General features: G+C 44.0%; 20 protein-coding genes and 1 riboswitch. Of the genes, 2 read left to right on the top strand and 18 right to left on the bottom strand.

The features are described from left to right. Positions 1-164 precede the first annotated feature (164 nt). Positions 165-413 carry a ferredoxin gene (locus AWH49_RS18335; RefSeq protein WP_018393816.1) on the top strand — a complete coding sequence of 83 codons (249 nt, stop codon included), beginning with the start codon at positions 165-167 and terminating at the stop codon, positions 411-413. Positions 414-457: 44 nt separating this feature from the next. On the opposite strand, the gene AWH49_RS18330 is transcribed toward AWH49_RS18335, so the two are convergent. From AWH49_RS18330 to AWH49_RS18275, 12 genes are all read right to left on the bottom strand, one after another. Next, a complete protein-coding gene (locus tag AWH49_RS18330) occupies positions 458-1,030 on the bottom strand; it encodes an ECF transporter S component (RefSeq protein WP_063966876.1) in 573 nt (190 codons plus the stop codon). 144 nt (positions 1,031-1,174) lie between these two features. Continuing rightward, positions 1,175-1,310: riboswitch (FMN riboswitch) on the bottom strand. Between the two features lie 44 nt (positions 1,311-1,354). Then, positions 1,355-3,133 (bottom strand): ATP-binding protein, encoded by a 1,779-nt coding sequence (locus AWH49_RS18325; RefSeq protein ID WP_063966875.1) that lies wholly within the window; start codon positions 3,131-3,133, stop codon positions 1,355-1,357. Further along, complete coding sequence (locus AWH49_RS18320; protein ID WP_034285992.1) at positions 3,130-3,846, bottom strand: response regulator transcription factor; 717 nt, start codon at positions 3,844-3,846, stop codon at positions 3,130-3,132. Before AWH49_RS18320 ends, AWH49_RS18325 begins: the two co-directional genes overlap by 4 nt. 80 nt (positions 3,847-3,926) lie before the next feature. Then, the gene (ccsB, locus tag AWH49_RS18315; RefSeq protein WP_063966874.1) at positions 3,927-5,117 is read right to left on the bottom strand and encodes a c-type cytochrome biogenesis protein CcsB; all 1,191 of its coding nucleotides are present in this window, start codon (positions 5,115-5,117) and stop codon (positions 3,927-3,929) included. 21 nt (positions 5,118-5,138) lie between these two features. Next, entirely contained in the window at positions 5,139-6,755 is a 1,617-nt protein-coding gene (gene resB, locus AWH49_RS18310) for a cytochrome c biogenesis protein ResB (RefSeq protein ID WP_063966873.1), read from the bottom strand. 13 nt (positions 6,756-6,768) lie between these two features. Next, positions 6,769-7,305 carry a thiol-disulfide oxidoreductase ResA gene (gene resA, locus AWH49_RS18305; RefSeq protein ID WP_063966872.1) on the bottom strand — a complete coding sequence of 179 codons (537 nt, stop codon included), beginning with the start codon at positions 7,303-7,305 and terminating at the stop codon, positions 6,769-6,771. Positions 7,306-7,428: 123 nt separating this feature from the next. Then, entirely contained in the window at positions 7,429-8,160 is a 732-nt protein-coding gene (locus AWH49_RS18300; protein ID WP_063966871.1) for a pseudouridine synthase, read from the bottom strand. A 91-nt stretch (positions 8,161-8,251) separates the two neighbouring features. Next, a complete protein-coding gene (locus tag AWH49_RS18295) occupies positions 8,252-8,761 on the bottom strand; it encodes a spore maturation protein (RefSeq protein ID WP_018393824.1) in 510 nt (169 codons plus the stop codon). Then, on the bottom strand, positions 8,761-9,342 hold the full coding sequence (locus tag AWH49_RS18290; protein WP_034286001.1) for a nucleoside recognition domain-containing protein: 582 nt from the start codon (positions 9,340-9,342) through the stop codon (positions 8,761-8,763). Before AWH49_RS18290 ends, AWH49_RS18295 begins: the two co-directional genes overlap by 1 nt. After that, a complete protein-coding gene (locus tag AWH49_RS18285) occupies positions 9,342-10,400 on the bottom strand; it encodes a D-alanyl-D-alanine carboxypeptidase family protein (protein ID WP_063966870.1) in 1,059 nt (352 codons plus the stop codon). Before AWH49_RS18285 ends, AWH49_RS18290 begins: the two co-directional genes overlap by 1 nt. 54 nt (positions 10,401-10,454) lie before the next feature. Next, entirely contained in the window at positions 10,455-11,039 is a 585-nt protein-coding gene (gene scpB, locus AWH49_RS18280) for an SMC-Scp complex subunit ScpB (protein ID WP_018393827.1), read from the bottom strand. After that, a complete protein-coding gene (locus tag AWH49_RS18275; RefSeq protein WP_034286005.1) occupies positions 11,029-11,763 on the bottom strand; it encodes a segregation/condensation protein A in 735 nt (244 codons plus the stop codon). Before AWH49_RS18275 ends, scpB begins: the two co-directional genes overlap by 11 nt. A 144-nt stretch (positions 11,764-11,907) precedes the next feature. On the opposite strand from AWH49_RS18275, the gene AWH49_RS18270 reads away from it, so the two are divergent. Next, entirely contained in the window at positions 11,908-12,423 is a 516-nt protein-coding gene (locus AWH49_RS18270) for a DUF309 domain-containing protein (protein ID WP_063966869.1), read from the top strand. Here AWH49_RS18270 and AWH49_RS18265 read toward each other — a convergent pair. The 6 genes from AWH49_RS18265 to sigF form a co-directional block, all read right to left on the bottom strand. Then, the gene (locus tag AWH49_RS18265; RefSeq protein ID WP_063966868.1) at positions 12,418-12,786 is read right to left on the bottom strand and encodes a GNAT family N-acetyltransferase; all 369 of its coding nucleotides are present in this window, start codon (positions 12,784-12,786) and stop codon (positions 12,418-12,420) included. The genes AWH49_RS18270 and AWH49_RS18265 overlap by 6 nt on opposite strands. A gap of 196 nt (positions 12,787-12,982) precedes the next feature. Then, the gene (gene lysA / locus AWH49_RS18260; protein WP_063966918.1) at positions 12,983-14,302 is read right to left on the bottom strand and encodes a diaminopimelate decarboxylase; all 1,320 of its coding nucleotides are present in this window, start codon (positions 14,300-14,302) and stop codon (positions 12,983-12,985) included. 105 nt (positions 14,303-14,407) lie between these two features. After that, a complete protein-coding gene (locus AWH49_RS18255; RefSeq protein WP_063966867.1) occupies positions 14,408-15,826 on the bottom strand; it encodes a spore germination protein in 1,419 nt (472 codons plus the stop codon). Positions 15,827-15,840: 14 nt separating this feature from the next. Further along, positions 15,841-16,257: a stage V sporulation protein AB gene (locus AWH49_RS18250; protein ID WP_018393833.1), complete on the bottom strand. Its 417-nt coding sequence runs from the start codon at positions 16,255-16,257 to the stop codon at positions 15,841-15,843. Between the two features lies 1 nt (position 16,258). Next, entirely contained in the window at positions 16,259-16,855 is a 597-nt protein-coding gene (locus AWH49_RS20475) for a stage V sporulation protein AA (RefSeq protein ID WP_063966866.1), read from the bottom strand. Between the two features lie 40 nt (positions 16,856-16,895). After that, a complete protein-coding gene (gene sigF, locus AWH49_RS18240; protein ID WP_034286016.1) occupies positions 16,896-17,633 on the bottom strand; it encodes an RNA polymerase sporulation sigma factor SigF in 738 nt (245 codons plus the stop codon). Between the last annotated feature and the right edge of the window lie 6 nt (positions 17,634-17,639).

Below are 17,639 nucleotides of genomic sequence, written 5' to 3'. Positions count from 1 at the left end.
CACAAAACATGCGTTCTTGTCTTTTTGGTTCTTTTTTTATATTGTAAGCCTTTTCATTATGGATTCAAAGAGTTTTGTATTGAAATGTCATTTAATCGGACTTAGAATGAAGGGTAGAAGTGTTTAGTCGACGCTTACTGACAAATTTTATAGGAGGTCCATTCATGGCAAAGTATACGATTGTCGATAAAGACACATGTATCGCTTGTGGCGCTTGTGGCGCTGCAGCACCCGATATTTATGATTATGACGACGAGGGCATTGCATTCGTTATTTTAGATGACAACGAAGGTACTGCTATCGTTCCTGATATTCTCGAAGAAGACATGCAGGACGCATTTGAAGGCTGCCCGACAGACTCAATCAAAATTGCTGATGAATCATTTGACGGTGATGCACTTAAATTCGAATAGAAAAAATAGCCCCGCTTCTTAAAGAAGCAGGGCCATTTTTTTCATTAAGCCGCCAGCTGTTTTTTCGTCCAGCTATTCAAGCGGACAAAAATCATGTAATACACAATACCAACGATCATTCCTTTTACGATGTTAAATGGCAAGATACCTGCGACAACCATTTGACGCATTTCTGGACCGCTCATAGCCGGTGAACCGAGGAACAGTGTATACGCCGGTAAAATGACATAGTAGTTCAGCACACTCATGATCACAGACATGAAGATAACACCCGTTAAAATCGCAAAAGGCATCGCTTTTTTAGACTTAAATCGTTTATATACGTAATAGACAGGTAATATAAAGGTAACACCTGCCACAAAGTTGGCGAGATGGCCAACCGGAACGCCAGTTGGACTTCCTATCATAATAAAATTCAATACATTTTTCAAAAATTCGACTGTAATGCCCGCAATTGGACCGAAGACAACAGCGGCAATCAGTGCAGGAATATCGCTGAAGTCAATCATTAAAAAAGGTGGAAATGGCGGGATTGGAAAATTGATCAGCATCAACAAATAAGATAATGTTGAAAGCAGCCCCAGCATCGTTAATACACGTACTTTGTTCTTCTTCATATTTAATTCTCCCCTTCTTATGATCCATCTCTCCAGAAGGAAGGTATACCGAACAGCAAAAATCCCCTTAAGCAGGAGGCCTAAGGGGAGAAAAGTCATGCTCAAATAAACGTCCATCATGCACCATTTTGAACGCCAGCATACCTTCATCTTCTCCCATCCAGACTATACTGTCGGCTCTCGGAATCGCACCGGATCCTGCCTTATCGGCTCGCGGGCTTAAGGAGACTGAGCTCCAATTACCGCCGGTCGGGAATTTCACCACGCCCCGAAGATGAATTGATTAAATTTGAAGTTTATTATCTCAGATTTGGAATTGTTTTGTCAAGCATGTCTTGGAATGGTAAAGAAAAAAACGGTACCTTGTCCAAGATGACTTTGTACTTTAATCGTACCGCCGTGCGCATGAACGATGTTTTTTGCAATCGATAAACCAAGTCCGGTTCCTGAACGTCCACGCGTCCGGGCTTTATCCGCTTTATAAAAACGTTCAAAGACAAATGGTAAATCCTCTTCCGGAATACCAGAACCGGAATCTTCGACGCGAATGACATGATACAGTTCTTTTAATTCATGCACGACTTTCACGTTTCCATTCTCTGGCGTGTGGCGCAGCGCATTGTCGATTAAATTTGTAAGCACCTGTTCAATCCGATCTTCATCAATCGATACTGGCGCATGAGAATAACTCGTTTCCGCTGACAGGTGAATATTTTTTTCCTTTGCAATCCCCTGGAACTTATTGGTCACACGGATCAAAAACGGCTCAATGTCTGCCTCTTCTTTATTTAGCGTCATGTGGCCGGCCTGCATGCGGGCAAGATCCAACAGTTCATTAACGAGACGCCCCATCCGCAGCGACTCTTCATGAATAATTTGTGCGATTTCTCGCTTTTCTTCTTCTGTAGACGCAATATCATCGACGATGGCTTCACTATAGCCTTGCATCATTGAAATCGGCGTACGTAATTCATGGGATACGTTGGCAATGAAGTCTTCACGTAATTTATCAAGACGCCGCTCTTCCGTCATATCTCGGACGACCGTCACAGCACCGCGCACAGATTCGTCATTATAAAGCGGACTGACGATGATAACATAAGAACGGCCCTGCATCGTCAATTCGCCTTCCTGCTCTGTTTCTGTTTTTACCGCTTCTTCAAATAAAGCAGTTAACAGTGTCGGTACTTCGGCTTCATTGCCGCTCGCTTTGTTTTCAAATTGCCAGTTATGTAAAAACTGATGCGCTGGCGGGTTTGTAATCAGCACCTTTGCGTTTTGATCGAGTGTAATAACCCCATCCGCCATTGAACTTAAAATACTCGACAGCTGTTCTTTTTCTTGATTAAGCGCATGAATGTTTCCTTTCAACTGGTACCCCATTTTGTTAAAGGACGTTGCAAGTGCCCCGATTTCATCATTCGTTAAAATGGGTACTTTCATATCGAAATTCCCTTGTGTCAACTCTGTTGCTGCTTCCCGCATTTTTCGAAGCGGTGCTGTGACACGAGTGGATAGAAAGAAAGCAAAAAAGGTTGTTAAAACGATGGCAATACCCGCTGCAGCCAAAATAAGTTTTGTCGTCTGTTCGGTCGTTTCTTTCATTACCTGCAGCGACTGGTAAATAAAGACAGCTCCATTTTCCCCGTTATTCATTTCAAAAGGCACACCGACAATAAATGAATTTTCATAGCGGCTGTCTAAACTCGATCCTTCGTCAATTGGCACTTCTGCCTGCACTTTTTGCCGGCCCTCAAAAACGGCTGACAACGTTGGATCACCGGTAATGGTTTCTTTGCTTAATTTCGCTTCATCTGTTTCAACAGGCGAATAATGATAGACATTTTCGTTTTCAGCAATCATGACATGCGCCGGATCATCTACAAGCTCCCACGCGACCTCTAAACCAGTCGCTTTATTTTCATGATCAGCAATGACCGTTGCAATTTTTTCTGCTGTATTTTCCAGCTGCTGCTCAACTTGAGTAATGTGATAGTTTTCGAAAAACTCAAGCAGTAAAATCGTTAAAAAAGCTAGAACAAATGAAACGAGAAGCAGGATCGTAGCCCAGAGCTTCCCGACAACACTTCGCCATATTTTCATTCATTTCCAACCTCAAATTTGTAGCCGACACCCCAGACCGTGACAATCATTTTAGCTGCCTGTTCCGATACTTTATTCAGCTTTTCACGGAGCCGCTTTACATGTGTATCCACTGTTCGTAAATCTCCGAAAAACTCATAATGCCACACCTCTTTTAATAGATGCTCACGGTCAAACACTTTATCCGGTGCTTTAGCGAGAAAATAAAGAAGTTCATATTCTTTCGGTGTTAAATTCACTTCTTCCCCGTCTGCCGTTACGCGATGGGCATCGTTATCGATCGTTAAATGTTTATAGACAATTAAATCTTTTGTTTTCGTATCAGCCTGCAAGTATGTTGTTGGCGACGAACGGCGTAAAAGTGCTTTTACTCGTAAAACGACTTCACGCGGGCTAAACGGCTTCACGATATAATCATCTGTGCCTACTTCAAAGCCTTGCACACGGTTTGCTTCTTCTCCTTTAGCTGTCAGCATAATGACCGGTGTTGTTTTTGTCTCGCGAAGCTCACGGCACACTTCAATACCGTCTTTGCCTGGCATCATTAAATCAAGCAAGATACAATCGTAATCACTAGCTGTCGCTTTTTCCAGCGCCTCTTCCCCATTCGCTGCTTCATCGATCACATATTCTTCTCGCTCTAAATACATACGAAGCAAACGGCGAATACGATCTTCATCATCCACCACTAAAATTCTCATTTCTTTTTCCAAAGATATTCCCCTCCCAAGTACACGCGATATCCCTCATTATAATACAAAAAAATGCCTCCGCCAAAGCAGAGACATTTTTCTTATCCTGCATATGAATGTAAGCCGGCAATAACAAGGTTAACCGCGACAAGGTTAAACATGATAATACCGAAACCAATCACAGCAAGCCAGGCCGATTTTTCACCGTGCCACCCTTTTGATAGACGGAGGTGAAGAAATGCGGCGTAAAATAAAAACGTAATAAGTGCCCACACTTCTTTTGGGTCCCAGCCCCAAAAACGTGTCCAAGCAATTTGCGCCCAGATCATCGCAAAAATAAGTGCCCCCAGTGTAAAAACTGGAAAGCCAATTAGGACAGATCGATAACTAATTTCATCAAGCAAATCAGAGCTTACATTACGAACAAGCGGCTGCATAATGGCTGCCACCCGTTTTCTCGCAATGAGGCGGATCGCCAGATAAAGAATAATGCCCGCACCGAGTGACCAGAGCACCGTATTTAATTTTTTCGCATTAATAAGTGCCGGCATGTCAACGAGCGGATTCATTTTCCCATCTGTTACAAGTACACCTTCATTCGGTCCGACGAGTGCTGGAACGTTATATTCCTGTACGTCTGCTGCCTCTTCTTTATTGACATATTCGAATGTTGCACTGTAATCTGCAAGCGCAAAACCAGTCGTAACAATGATAAAGCCGACAACTGTTACGATAAAAAACATAACCGTTTCAAGCCATTTTGTTTTTTTCGTGCTGATTGACTGGTCGATATTTTTCACAAGGTAGATGATACCGGCAACGAAACTAATCGATAATATTGCCTGTCCCAATGCAGCTGTCGTCACATGGATATGCAGCCAGTTACTTTGAAGCGCCGGAATTAACGGGCTGATTTCACGAGGAAACATGCTTGCATAAGCAATAATGATAATGGCGACAGGCAAAGCAAACAGACCGAGCACAGCCGTTTTGTAAATAAAGAAAATCAGAATGAATGCCCCGACAACCATCATGCCAAAGAAAGTCGTAAATTCAAATAAGTTACTGACCGGTGCATGCCCTGCTGCTGCCCAGCGTGTGAAAAAATACCCTAACTGTGCTACAAATCCAATGACTGTAACCGTAATGGCCAGCTTCCCCCACCGATTTAACCCCTCGCTTTCACGAAGGCCTTTTTGGCGGATCGATCCGCCAAAAAAAATGGTCGCGACTAAATATAAAAGAAATGCTGCATACAGCAGCGTACTGCTTAGTCCTGCTAAATCTGACATTGAGCTTTTGCCCCCTCCTCTTTAATCCGTTTGTCTATCTTCCGGCTCTGGAACCGCTGTGCCCTCTAAAATCGTATGAATTTCCCGCTTCAGTCCGTGCCAGTTTTTGTTCGTATGACCGGCCGTATAAATAGATCCATCTTTTTCACGAATCCAGATTCGGCGGTGATTCCAGTATGCGCCTTGAATAACCCCAATCATAAAAATGATGCCTCCGATACTAAGAATAGGCAAAGTTAAATCTTTACGGATAGTCAATGCGGATACATCACGCGTTTCCAGGTTTTTAAACGCCATTTTATAAGTCGTTTCACCAAGCGGTTCCATCGTATTTTGAATTTCAACAAAACTTACTTCGCCGTCCGGCTTTTCAGGTGAAATCATGTTAAAGAGAAAAGCTGGTTTGTTTGGCAATGGAGATTTTGAAGTCGGCTCTCCTTCTTCCGTAAAACCGTCAAAATCAGGGTAATAGCCAAGCAACTCCACTTTGTAACCATTACCGAGATCATACATTTCCTGCTGATCAAACAAATCAACGACGACTTCACCAAATTCTTCGCCTGTTACTTTATTCGTCAGCGCAAAATGCATCGCCTTCATTTCATCTTGGCGGAAACTTGTCTGATACACAGCAAAGTTGTCGAATTTCATCGGCTCATTCACTTGTATATCATCATGCTTCACTTCTGAAAGTTCAGGTTTTGCACCCGGCAGACCATTGTTTTCATCGTGATAAAGAATGGCATCTGTCTGATAATTTTTCGCTACTGTGCCTACGCGATTAATTGCTTCATTAAAGACTTCCGGATCTTCACCTTCTTCATAATTTTCAAGCGTGAATTGGTCATTTTTCACGTAGTATTCTCCGTCCGTACCCGGAATTTGCAGCGTTTCACCTTCGCGAATCCAAAGCAGCTCATCTACGTACATACCTTGTACCGAGCGCAGCATTGCGCCAACTAAAAAAAGAATGAGCCCGACGTGATTGACATAAGGACCCCATCTCGAGAAACGATTTTTCTCTGCCAAAAGAGACCCGTTTTTTTCTCGAATTTTATAGTGTTTCTTTTTCAGTTCAGCACGAACTTTTTCCATGTCTGCTTCTTGCAGCGAACCTGTTTGCTCCGCAAAAAGACGCTGCTTCTTCATGAATGACTCGTGCCGGTCAACACGTTGCGTTTTCAAAGCGCGGTACAGCGGAATGACCCGGTCAAGACTACAAATAACGAGCGACACGCCAAGCGCCGCAATGAGCGCTGAGAACCAAATTGAATTATATAAATCATGAAATCCGATCATATAATATATTTTCCCGAACCAGCCGTATACATCTTCATAATAGACTTCAGGCTCTACATTCGATGGAATGTAAAATTCCTGCGGCAGAATGGTCCCGAATGATGCAGCGACAAGGATCAAAACAATGATCCATATACCCACTTTGACAGAGGAGAAAAAGTTCCACACTTTATCAATAATCGTCTTGTTGTACGTTTGTGAGCGGCGGGCACTTCCTTCATAGCGCATATCGACAAGATTCTCTTTTTTTGCTTCCTCTGTCAGCGCGCGGCCGCACGATTCACACAAAATTGTGCCGTGCGGATTCACATGCCCGCATTCGCACTTTACTTTCCCCATACTAAAACTCCCTTTATGATGATGGTTTCACCCGTTCAAACAGCGCCCGCACCTGATCTTCTACAATCAAGCCGCCGATGACAATTTGATCGATCGTCCCGTCCGGCTTAATCATAAACGTTGTCGGAAGCGGATTAACCCCGTATGTGTTCATCACTTCTTTGCTTTTGTCGATGGCAATCGGGAATGTCAACCCGTACTGCTCGGCAAAGTTTTGTACTTGAAAATTTGACTCCCCTACATTGACTGCGAGAATTTCCACTTCGCCCGCATACTCCTGCGCCATTTTCTCCATGTGCGGCATTTCTTTTTTACACGGTTCACACCATGTGCCCCAGAAGTTTAAAAAGACGCCCTTTCCTTCATAATCCGATAGGCGGTGCTGCTCACCACTCATATCAGTCAACACAAAATCAGGCGCTTTGTCTCCCGCTTCAAGAGTACCGCGCGAGTCTTTCGTCAAATTTGTGTAAAGCGTGTAAATGACGAGTCCCGCAAGCACACCGAGAATGGCTGTACGTATGTACAGCCGTTTTTTCTTTTTATCCATTGACTGCCAACCTCCACTTATTTCTTTAACACTGCCGGCATCTTTGAAAACTACGTACATTATATCATTACTTGTCGTATTTGCAGAAAATAGCGCCTCTCTGTTATGTGAACGTTTTATGAACTAGCGCAGGCTACCTGTTTCAGCGAGCGTACGCAGTTGTTTTACTTCATGAGCCGTTAACTCACGGTATTCACCTGCATTCAGTCCGTGTAGCGTTAAATGCGCAAATCGCTCACGCCGAAGCTTCTGAACTGGATGACCTATTGTTTCAAACATGCGGCGTACTTGGCGATTTCGCCCTTCATGAATTGTCACTTCAAGAAGCGAACGGTTCTTCTTACGGTCAATAGCTAATTCTTTCACTTTTGCTGGTGCCGTTTTTCCATCTTCGAGTTGCAGCCCCGACATAATGCGCTTCAGCAAATGCCGCTCTACAATGCCTTCCGTTTTCACAATGTACGTTTTATCCATTTGATAGCGCGGATGCGTCATTAAGTTAGCGAATTCACCGTCATTTGTCATGAGAAGTAAACCCGATGTATCATAATCAAGACGGCCAACTGGGAATATACGTTCTTCCACATACGGGAAATAATCAACGACCGTTTTCCTGTTTTTATCGTCCGTCACTGCTGAAATAATCCCGCGCGGCTTATAAAATAAATAATAGACTTTTCGCTCGCGCTCAATTGGTACACCTTCTACTTCTACTTCATCATTCAATCCAACTTTTGTGCCAAGTTCTGTAACCTTTTTTCCGTTGACGGTCACTTTTCCTTCTTCAATAAGCTGCTCCGCTTTTCTTCGCGACGCAATGCCTGCCTGTGCAATTACTTTTTGCAATCGTTCCATCTATTTCACCTCTAATTGTGTCTTCAATACCCTAAGCATTATGGCACAAATAGAGAAAAAGAGAAAGAAAACAGAATAAAAAAAGACCTGGCTACAAAAGCCAGGTGACGGCAAAAACAGCCGATATAAACGCAGCAGCATCTGCGAGCAGCCCGATTTTCAGCGCATCGCCCGTTTTTTTTATACCGGCTGCGCCAAAGTAAATAGCCAGCACGTACAACGTTGTATCGGTACTTCCCTGCATAACAGCCGCAAGTTTTGCAATATATGAATCCGCACCGAATTCACGCATAATCTGATCAAGCATGGCCAGTGTAGCGGATCCGGAAATCGGTCGAATAATAGCCAGTGGTACGACTTCAGGGGGGATGCCAAATAGTGATGTAATCGGCGCAAAGAGACTAGCTAGCCATGCGGCGGCACCGGACGCACGAAACACGGCGACTGCTGCCATCATGATGACTAATTGCGGCACAATCGCTATCCATGTATGCAGTCCTTCTTTTGCACCATCTGTTAATGTGTCATAAATGTTCACTTTCCGGTACACCCCTGCCGCAATAACAAAAGCAATGATTCCCGGAATAAGCCAGACGGCCATTATCCGCTCCTCTTACGGGCATAGTGTCGATCGATCACAATCGCAAAGCAGGCAGATATAAAGGTCGCCAGAAAAGCTGGCAAAATAATATCAGCCGGATTCGTTGCGCCATGCTTCAAACCAATGGCAATGACCGTCGTCGGAATGAGCGTAACACCCGCTGTATTTAATGCGAGAAACGTGATCATAGAACGGCTGGCTGAGTCTTTATCTCCGTTTAATTGACGCAGCTCTCGCATCGCTCTGAGGCCAATCGGTGTCGCCGCGTTGCCTAGCCCAAAAAAATTCGCCGCCATATTAGAGGCGATCAGACCAAACACAGGATGACTGTTCGGAATGTCTGGAAACAGACGGCGAAGGATGGGCTGAACAATGGTAGCAAGAGAGCGGACAAGCCCTGCTGCTTCAGCTGTTTTCATGACGCCTGTCCAAAATAAAATGACGCCAGCAAGCGATAGAGCGAGTTGAATCGATTGCTCCATCGATTGAAAAAGCGCTGTATTTACATCTGCCATCGTGCCGTTAACTGCTGCAAAAACAAAGCCTGATAATAGTAAAAAAGCAAAGGCTGCACTAACCATTAACGGATCGCCTCCTTCAATTTCGTCCATAATGATGCGTCCTGGTTAGAGTTTTCAGACCGGTAAATGGGGACTTCAAGCTGTTTTTTTTTGCCAATCCAAAGTTCCGCCCTGCCATCTTTCTTTTTCTGTTCCAACACGATGCGTACATAAGCGGTCTTTTTCTCTTTATCTGTTAACGGAAAACGCACTGTTTTTTTCGCATAAAAAAAGTCATGTTCACCCGGCACAGTAAATCGTTCTTTTTCCACGACAGTAATCCGTTTATATTCTGTAAAACCTTCATCAAAAAGCGCTTGATGATCACGCCAGTCATCTGGTGCATCAAGTGTTACAGCAACAAGGTGAAGGCCGTTTTTCTTCGCGGTTGTGACAAGTGTACGGCCTGTCTTTTTCGTGTAGCCTGTTTTGCCTCCAGTGATCATCCCACCATCTCTGACAAGACGATGTTTATTTTCCCAGACGCGCACCGGGCTGCTTTTCGTTTTATACAAAGCGGTTCCAACAATTTTGCGGTATTCAGGGCTTTCCATCGCTTTTGCCGTCAGCAATGCCATATCATAGGCAGTGGACTGATGACGCGGATCATCGAGACCGTGCGGGTTCATAAAAACGGTATTTTTCATGCCAATCTGTTTTGCTTTTTCATTCATCATCGCAACAAACTTAGGCGTACTGCCACCGACAAATTCACTGATCGCAAGTGCAGCATCATTTCCAGAGCGCAGCATTAAACCATATACGAGTTCTTCAAGCGTAAGCGACTGACCTTTTTCCAAATACAAACTCGATCCTTCCACTTGCAGTGCCCGGTCACTGAATTTTACTTTTTCGTTCATACGGCCGGACTCGATTGCGAGAAGTGCGGTCATGATTTTCGTAATACTTGCAATGGACCGCCGTTCATGTGCAGACTTCGACGTGAGCACACGACCACTGTCCATATCCATCAATACAGCGTTCCGCGCTGAAACAGACGGTTCGGCATCGGCTTTAGATGGAACAGCGGCGATGCAGAAAAGAATGGATGCGACGATCACCAACAGCTTTTTTTTCATTTGTCCGCTCCTCCCTTTTTCCACTACTGTATGAAAAAAGAGACGCGTTCATGATTATTCTTCTGTCGTTTCGCCCATCGCTTCTTCAAATCGGCCGAAAAATAAATCTGCTTCCTGTTGAACCTGGACTTCTCCTTCTGACAGTGGCGGGAGTTCATCGAGGTTTTTTAATTGAAAGGCATCGAGAAATTCAGTCGTTGTCTTATATAAAATGGGCCTGCCAGCTCCTTCCGCACGACCCGCTTCTTCAATTAATCCACGGGCAGCGAGCGTCGCAATCGGTCGTTCCGTTTTCACTCCGCGTATATCTTCCACCTCGATGCGTGTCACTGGCTGATTGTATGCAATAATCGCCAGCGTTTCGAGTGCGGCCTGCGACAATGTTTTCGGCGACGGTTTTTCAGCCAGCGCCTGAATAAACGGAGCATTTTCCTTTTTCGTCATTAATCTGTATTCCTCACCGTACGTTGTGATCGTTACACCCCGCATGTCATCGTGTAAGAACGCCTCAGCCATCCGCTCGATCACATGCTGAACAGTTTGCACATCCACATCTAGTACATCAGCCATTTGTTCTGCTGACAGCCCTTCATCTCCAGCAGCGAACAAAAGGCTCTCAATAATACTTTCATTTGTCATTCGTTGTTCCTCCAGACACCACATACAATTGAGCAAAACTTCCTTTTTGCATAACGGTAATTTCATTTTGTTTCATTAACTCAAGAATGGCTAAAAAACTGACAACGAGCTCCTCCCGCTCATGCGACTGAAACAAGTCTTCAAAAAGAACCGGTACCTTCGCATCATGCAATGTTTTCATCAGCATCTTCATTCGGATCTCTACAGACATTTCTTCCCGTCTGACAGTCGCCTGTCTCGGTACAGAAAGTTTCTTGCGGCGTGTCATTTTTTGAAAAGCACCGAGCATATCGTAAATCGTCACATTAAGTGGACCTTCTTTGACCGGAGCAAACAGTGCATCAGCCGGCGAACGAGAAAATAATTTTGTCCGCTCTTTTTCCAATTCCTGCAGTTTAACAGCCGCTTCTTTATACTTTTTGTATTCAATAAGACGGTGCATCAATTCATCACCCGTATCTTCCTCTTCGTCATATTCATCGTCTGTTGAAGAATGATCCGGCAAAAGTGAACGGCTTTTCATCGCAATAAGCGTCGCTGCCATGACGAGGTACTCACTCGCTATATCAAGTTCAAGCTCCTGCATCGTGTTGACATATAATAAATATTGATTTGTAATTTCTGCAGCTGGGATATCGTATATATCAATTTCTAATTTGTTGATTAAATGAAGAAGCAGATCAAGTGGTCCTTCAAAGGAATCAATCTTTACTTTATATTCCATTTCCTATCTCCTGTTTCCCGGTACCTTTTTTGCATAAACTAAAGTATAGTATATTTCACATTCACTTTCGACATTTTCTAGTTGAGGATGTGAATGAACCGTGCTAAACTAAATTAAATCCGACTAGTTGACTGGGGGAAAACAATGTACACATATCCTGTGCCGTATCTTGCTTTTTTGGCACATTTTCATATTGACCGTGATTACTTTGAATGTCATGAACTGCTCGAAGAACATTGGAAAGAAACAGACGGTGCACGTGATTCCGTCTGGGTAGGTTTAATTCAATCGGCTGTCTATCTTTACCATTACCGTCGCGGTAACGTAAATGGAGCCAAGCGAATGGCGGAAAAAGCGATAGATTGTTTTTCAAAAAGACAGCATGAACTTACCCGTCTCGGCATCGATGCCGATCGTTTTACAGCAGTGATTCAAAAATCGCTTAATCGCCTTCAAAACGGCATGCCTTTTTCACCGCTGCCGATTCCGATTATAGATGGGCTGTTAACTGATGAACTTGACCAATTCACCCAAACGTTTCAACCGGAGCTAAATGAACAGTTTTTATCTGAAAAACATAAGCTTCGCGACCGATCTGATGTCATCCAAGCACGTAAGCTTGCGATCCAATTAAAAAAAGCCGGGAAGGCGCCGTTATAAACGGCTGCCTTTACCGGCTTCTTTTGTGCACTTTTCGTAAAAACGGCTTATCATTTCGCCCGGTACTACGTTTAAATCCGGATGCGCTTTTTTAACTTCACCGATCATTTTTGTTCCAATTCCTTCATCGCGGTAAGACGGATTGACCGCAATGTGTAAAATCTCTACTTTTTTTTGCTCGATTACGACGCCAACAACGCCCACAATGTCTTCATCCACTTTCCATAAATACAACTGCCAGTCATCATTTGATTCGTAACACTCCATCGTTTCCTTGAGCGTTTTCAATTCTTTTTCCCGCGGCATATACGAAAGCAGTCCCATCGCAATCTTCTTAAACGACTTTTTATATCGAATCAGCATATAAAATCCCTCTTCAATTAGCAGGATTTACCTGCATGATTTCGTCACTCCTATTATATTACTAAAACGGTCTTACGTTCGCAAGGTAGTTCCTTTAATTCACAATAAAAGCCCAGTAATATACGCCCCAACCGAGCGCCATCAACATTAGCAAAATAAGCAAAATCACATTACTTTTCATCACTGTACCATCCCTTCAACTCATCTGTGGCAATTGAAGCGGCAAGTCCAGTTTAATCAGATCCTCGTATGTTTCACGGCGAATAACGATCTTCGCTTCACCATTTTCGACAAATACAACAGGCGGACGGGGGATACGGTTATAGTTATTCGCCATTGAATAGCCGTATGCGCCTGTACAGAACACAGCTAATAAGTCACCTGCTGCTGCTTTTGGAAGCGGCAAGTCCCAAATAAGCATATCACCTGACTCACAACATTTCCCGGCGATGGATACAATTTCCTCTATCGGATCGTTTACTCGGTTAGCAAGGACCGCTTCATATTTTGCCTCATATAAAGCCGGACGGATATTGTCGCTCATGCCGCCATCTATCGCTATGTATTTGCGTACATTCGGCACATCTTTCACCGAACCTGTTTCATAAATGGTAACACCAGCATCCCCGACAAGTGAACGGCCCGGTTCAATCCAGATTTCCGGCATGGTCATGCCAAACCGCTTCGTTTCTTCCTGAACTTTACGAATAATTTCTTCCACATACGCAGCAGGCTCAAGCGGATCATCTTCTGCCGTGTATCGAATGCCAAAGCCACCGCCAAGATTTAAAACCGTCGATTCAAATGCGAGACGTTCTTTCCAATCTGCCAATTTCCCGATAATTTTTTCCGCTGCCAGTGTAAAGCCTGTCGTTTCAAAAATTTGTGAACCGATGTGACAATGTAAGCCGAGCACGTTGATGAACGGTTTCTCCACGGCCATCACAAGTGCTTCTTCTGCCTGCCCGTTGTTTAAATCAAAACCGAACTTTGAATCTTCCTGTCCAGTTAAAATGTAATCATGTGTGTGCGCTTCAATACCTGGCGTAATACGCAACAAAATGCTCATTTTTTGTTTGCGTGACTGACTAATTTCATCAATTAATGCCAGTTCGTAAAAGTTATCGGCGACAATACAACCGATATTAGCATCGAACGCCATTTCTAATTCTTCGCGGCTTTTATTATTTCCGTGAAAGTGAATACGTTCTGCCGGAAATCCAGCTTTTTGAGCGGTATACAGTTCCCCACCGGATACGACATCAAGCGACAGCTCTTCCTGCTCGGCCAGCTGCATCATCGCAACAGAAGCAAACGCTTTACTTGCATACGCTACTTGCGCTGTAATACCCATTTTATCAAATGTTTGCTTAAATCCTCTTGCACGTTCACGAATGAGCGCCACATCGTATAAATAAAGCGGTGTTCCGTATTGTGCCGCCAGTTCAACAACATCGACGCCCCCAATTTCTAAATGGCCGCGCGTGTTGACGGCCGCCGTTCCATATGTATGCATAATCATATCGCCCCGATCTTTTAACATTATGCTAAGACTCAGCATCAGAATAAAAGTACTATACCATACATTGACTGCCTTCTCAATACACGAAGAAAACACCGGTCAATCAGAAGGTGCCCGGTTAATTTCCGGTATTCCTGATTGTTCCGGTGCCTGTTTGCGAATCAATATCGTCCCTAAGGACTTAGCGTCGAACGGGATAAGCGGCCATAAATAAGGCGTTCCGAACGGCTTCAAACGGACGAGAAACAACAATATGAGTGTAGTGCCGATCACAAATCCGGCCGGCCCGAAAAAAACAACCGCGAGAATTAAAAAGACTCGTGCCATTTTATTCGCAATCCCTAGTTCATAACTTGGTGTTGAAAATGTACCTATGGCGGCAAGCGCCGTATACAAAATGACTTCCGGGACAAAAAGACCGGTGTCGATCGCGATTTGGCCAATCATGACGGCAGCAACAAGTCCCATCGCGGTCGAAAGCGGCTGCGGCGTATGGATCGCCGCAATGCGAAGCCACTCAATACCCACATCGGCAATTAAAATTTGCACAGCAAGTGGAATGTTTGTTTTTTCATTCGGTCCGATAAATGAGAGTGCTTTCGGCAGCATGTCTGGATGCTCCGCAAATAAGAACCATAGTGGTAATAAAAAAAGAGACAGCCAAACACCGATAAAACGAAGCATTCGAATAAAAGTACCAGCTGCTGGAAGCTCTCTATACTCTTCTGCATGCTGTAAATGCTGCAAGTAAGTAGCGGGCATGATCATAACAGCTGGCGATGTGTCAGTGAACAAAAGCACATGTCCTTCCAGTAAATGGGCTGCACCTATATCGGGCCGTTCTGTATAACGAACGAGTGGAAACGGATTATAGCGCTGCTTGACAAGGAATTCCTCAATCGTTTTGTCCGCCATTGGAACACCGTCAACATCAATTTTTTCGATTTCTGTTTTTATCTTTTTCACAAGCTCTGGATTCGCAGTGCCTTCCATATAACCAACAGCGACATCTATTTGAGACACGGTACCTGCTTTCATCATTTCAAAGCGCAGTTGGCCGTTTCGAATTCTCCGTCTCGTGAGTGCCGTGTTCACAATAATGTTTTCCACATAGCCGTCGCGCGAGCCTCGCACCACTTTTTCCGTATCCGGCTCTTCCGGCTGACGCCCTGGATAACTGCGCACATCTACCGCAAATAACCCGTCTGGTACTGCAATCACAATGAGACCGGACAATAAAAAAAGCGGCAGCTTCGTTTGGTCGGTCACTTCTTCAACCGATTGATTGACAAGATGATTTTTCACAAGTTCTGCTGTTGTTTCTTTTCGTTTTTTCTCAATCGCCAGAAGAGACTCGATCAATTCAATAATAAATCGTGATTCACATAACCCATTAACAAAATAAAGATGGAGCGGCTCATCGGCAATGATCAGTTTTCTGACACCAACATCAAAACTTTTGCTGAGCCCTGCTTCTTTTTCTAAATATGTATCGATCTCATTCGGATAAATGGTCATCATACAGCCTCCTTTCAAAGCGGCGAAAAAAAGATCCATTGAATAAGCGAACCGACTGTTTTCCCAATCGCCACAGCCATCATTAAGTGATTGACTTTCGCAAATACACCGATTCTGCGGGCTAGTATCGGAAACACGTTTAATACTTCCGTTAAAGCAGCCGCGGCCATTCCAATGAATAAACCGCTAAATAAACCAATAAATGCGGTCGTAAAAGCAGGGAACGATAACTGCACGGAAAAGATATGCAGACACGTTCCCACAAGAACACCCAAAACGAGCGCCAGTTCATATACATGAATAAATGGTTTTGTTTTCGTTGCAGACATAAGACGTGGAACGACGCCAAGTACTGTAATGAACGCGACATAGCCGGCACCAGTTGCAAGTCCCCCTGCTAGTCCTAAAAAAAGAAGAAATGGGGTTTCCATTTTATTTCTGTTCCTTTTCATTCGCTGCGAGATACCCATTGATATCCTCTTCGTATTTAAACATTTCCAGGTCAAGAGGCCCCGGCTCCTCATTCAACCGTTTTTGCCAAAGCCGGTTAAAGAAGAGGATCATGCCGAGACCAAGACCGATTGAATAAGGTATTTGCAACATTAATGGTTTTTCAACTTTCGTTCCGGTAATGATTTCATACAGCATGATATGCACTTTTTGCATCGACACATCTTCATGAAAATTCATGATCGTCAGTGCCGCACCAGTAAATAGCAAAATCCAAACAAATATCACTTTCCAAAGTGGAGATGGCACCTCAGCACTTTGCAGACTGACAATTGCTTCTGTATCACCCGCAATAACCGCTTTGGCGTCCGGCAACGCTTCTTTCATCGCATCAATGACGTCTAGAATCGTCACAACAACAATGTTTCCCGCTGAAGGAGACACCTTTTTCACAACAATCTTTTCAAGCACAGGGAGCATATATTCGTTCGCCTGCACATCTGCCACATCAAAAAAAGAAATGCACCGCTGATCGAGACGAATGTGGCGTTTTAAGCTAATATATATCGTTTCATCCACATCTAGCACCTCCGCTTTATACGGAGTTTCCCCGTGCTCCTTACTTTTTATTCATGTCATTACGCATACTGCGAATAATCTGCTTTTCCAGCCTCGACACTTGTACTTGTGAAATACCTATGCGTGCGGCTGTTTCCGCCTGTGTACAGTCTTTGTAATAGCGCAAATAAATAATAAGCCGTTCCCGCTCATTTAATTTTTCCACCGCTTCTTTTAAAACGAGCGTATCAAACCATTGCACATCCGGTGCAGCCAGCTGATCGAGCAGTGTAATCGGTTCTCCTTCATTTTCATACACCGTTTCGTGAATCGACGCGGGCTTTCGAGCTGATTCCTGTGCCATTAAAGCTTCTTCTACTGAAATATCAAGCCGTTCTGCCAGCTCTGAAATGGTCGGTGGGCGTCCAAATTGGCCGGTAAACTCTTCACGTTCACGTCTTATTTTCCCCGCCGTTTCTTTTAACCGTCTGCTTACTTTTACTTCCCCATCGTCGCGTAAAAAACGTTGAATTTCTCCAATGATCATCGGCACCGCGTAAGTGGAAAACTTTACATTGTATGAGAGATCAAATTTATCAATGCACTTTAACAAACCGATGCAGCCAATTTGAAATAAGTCGTCCGCTTCATACCCCCTGTTTAAAAAGCGCTGTACTACTGACCAAACGAGTCTTGTATTCCATTCAACGAGCTTGTTTCTCGCTTGTGTGTCCCCAGACTGACTTTTTGCAATGAGCGATTTCACTTCATTATCAGACAGCTGAACAGCTTGTTTCATACGACG

The organism is Domibacillus aminovorans (assembly GCF_001643235.1).
GTDB classification, from domain to species: Bacteria; Bacillota; Bacilli; order Bacillales; family Domibacillaceae; genus Domibacillus; species Domibacillus aminovorans.
Note: the sequence above shows the minus strand (reverse complement) of the source record. Positions and strands in the feature narration are given on the sequence as shown.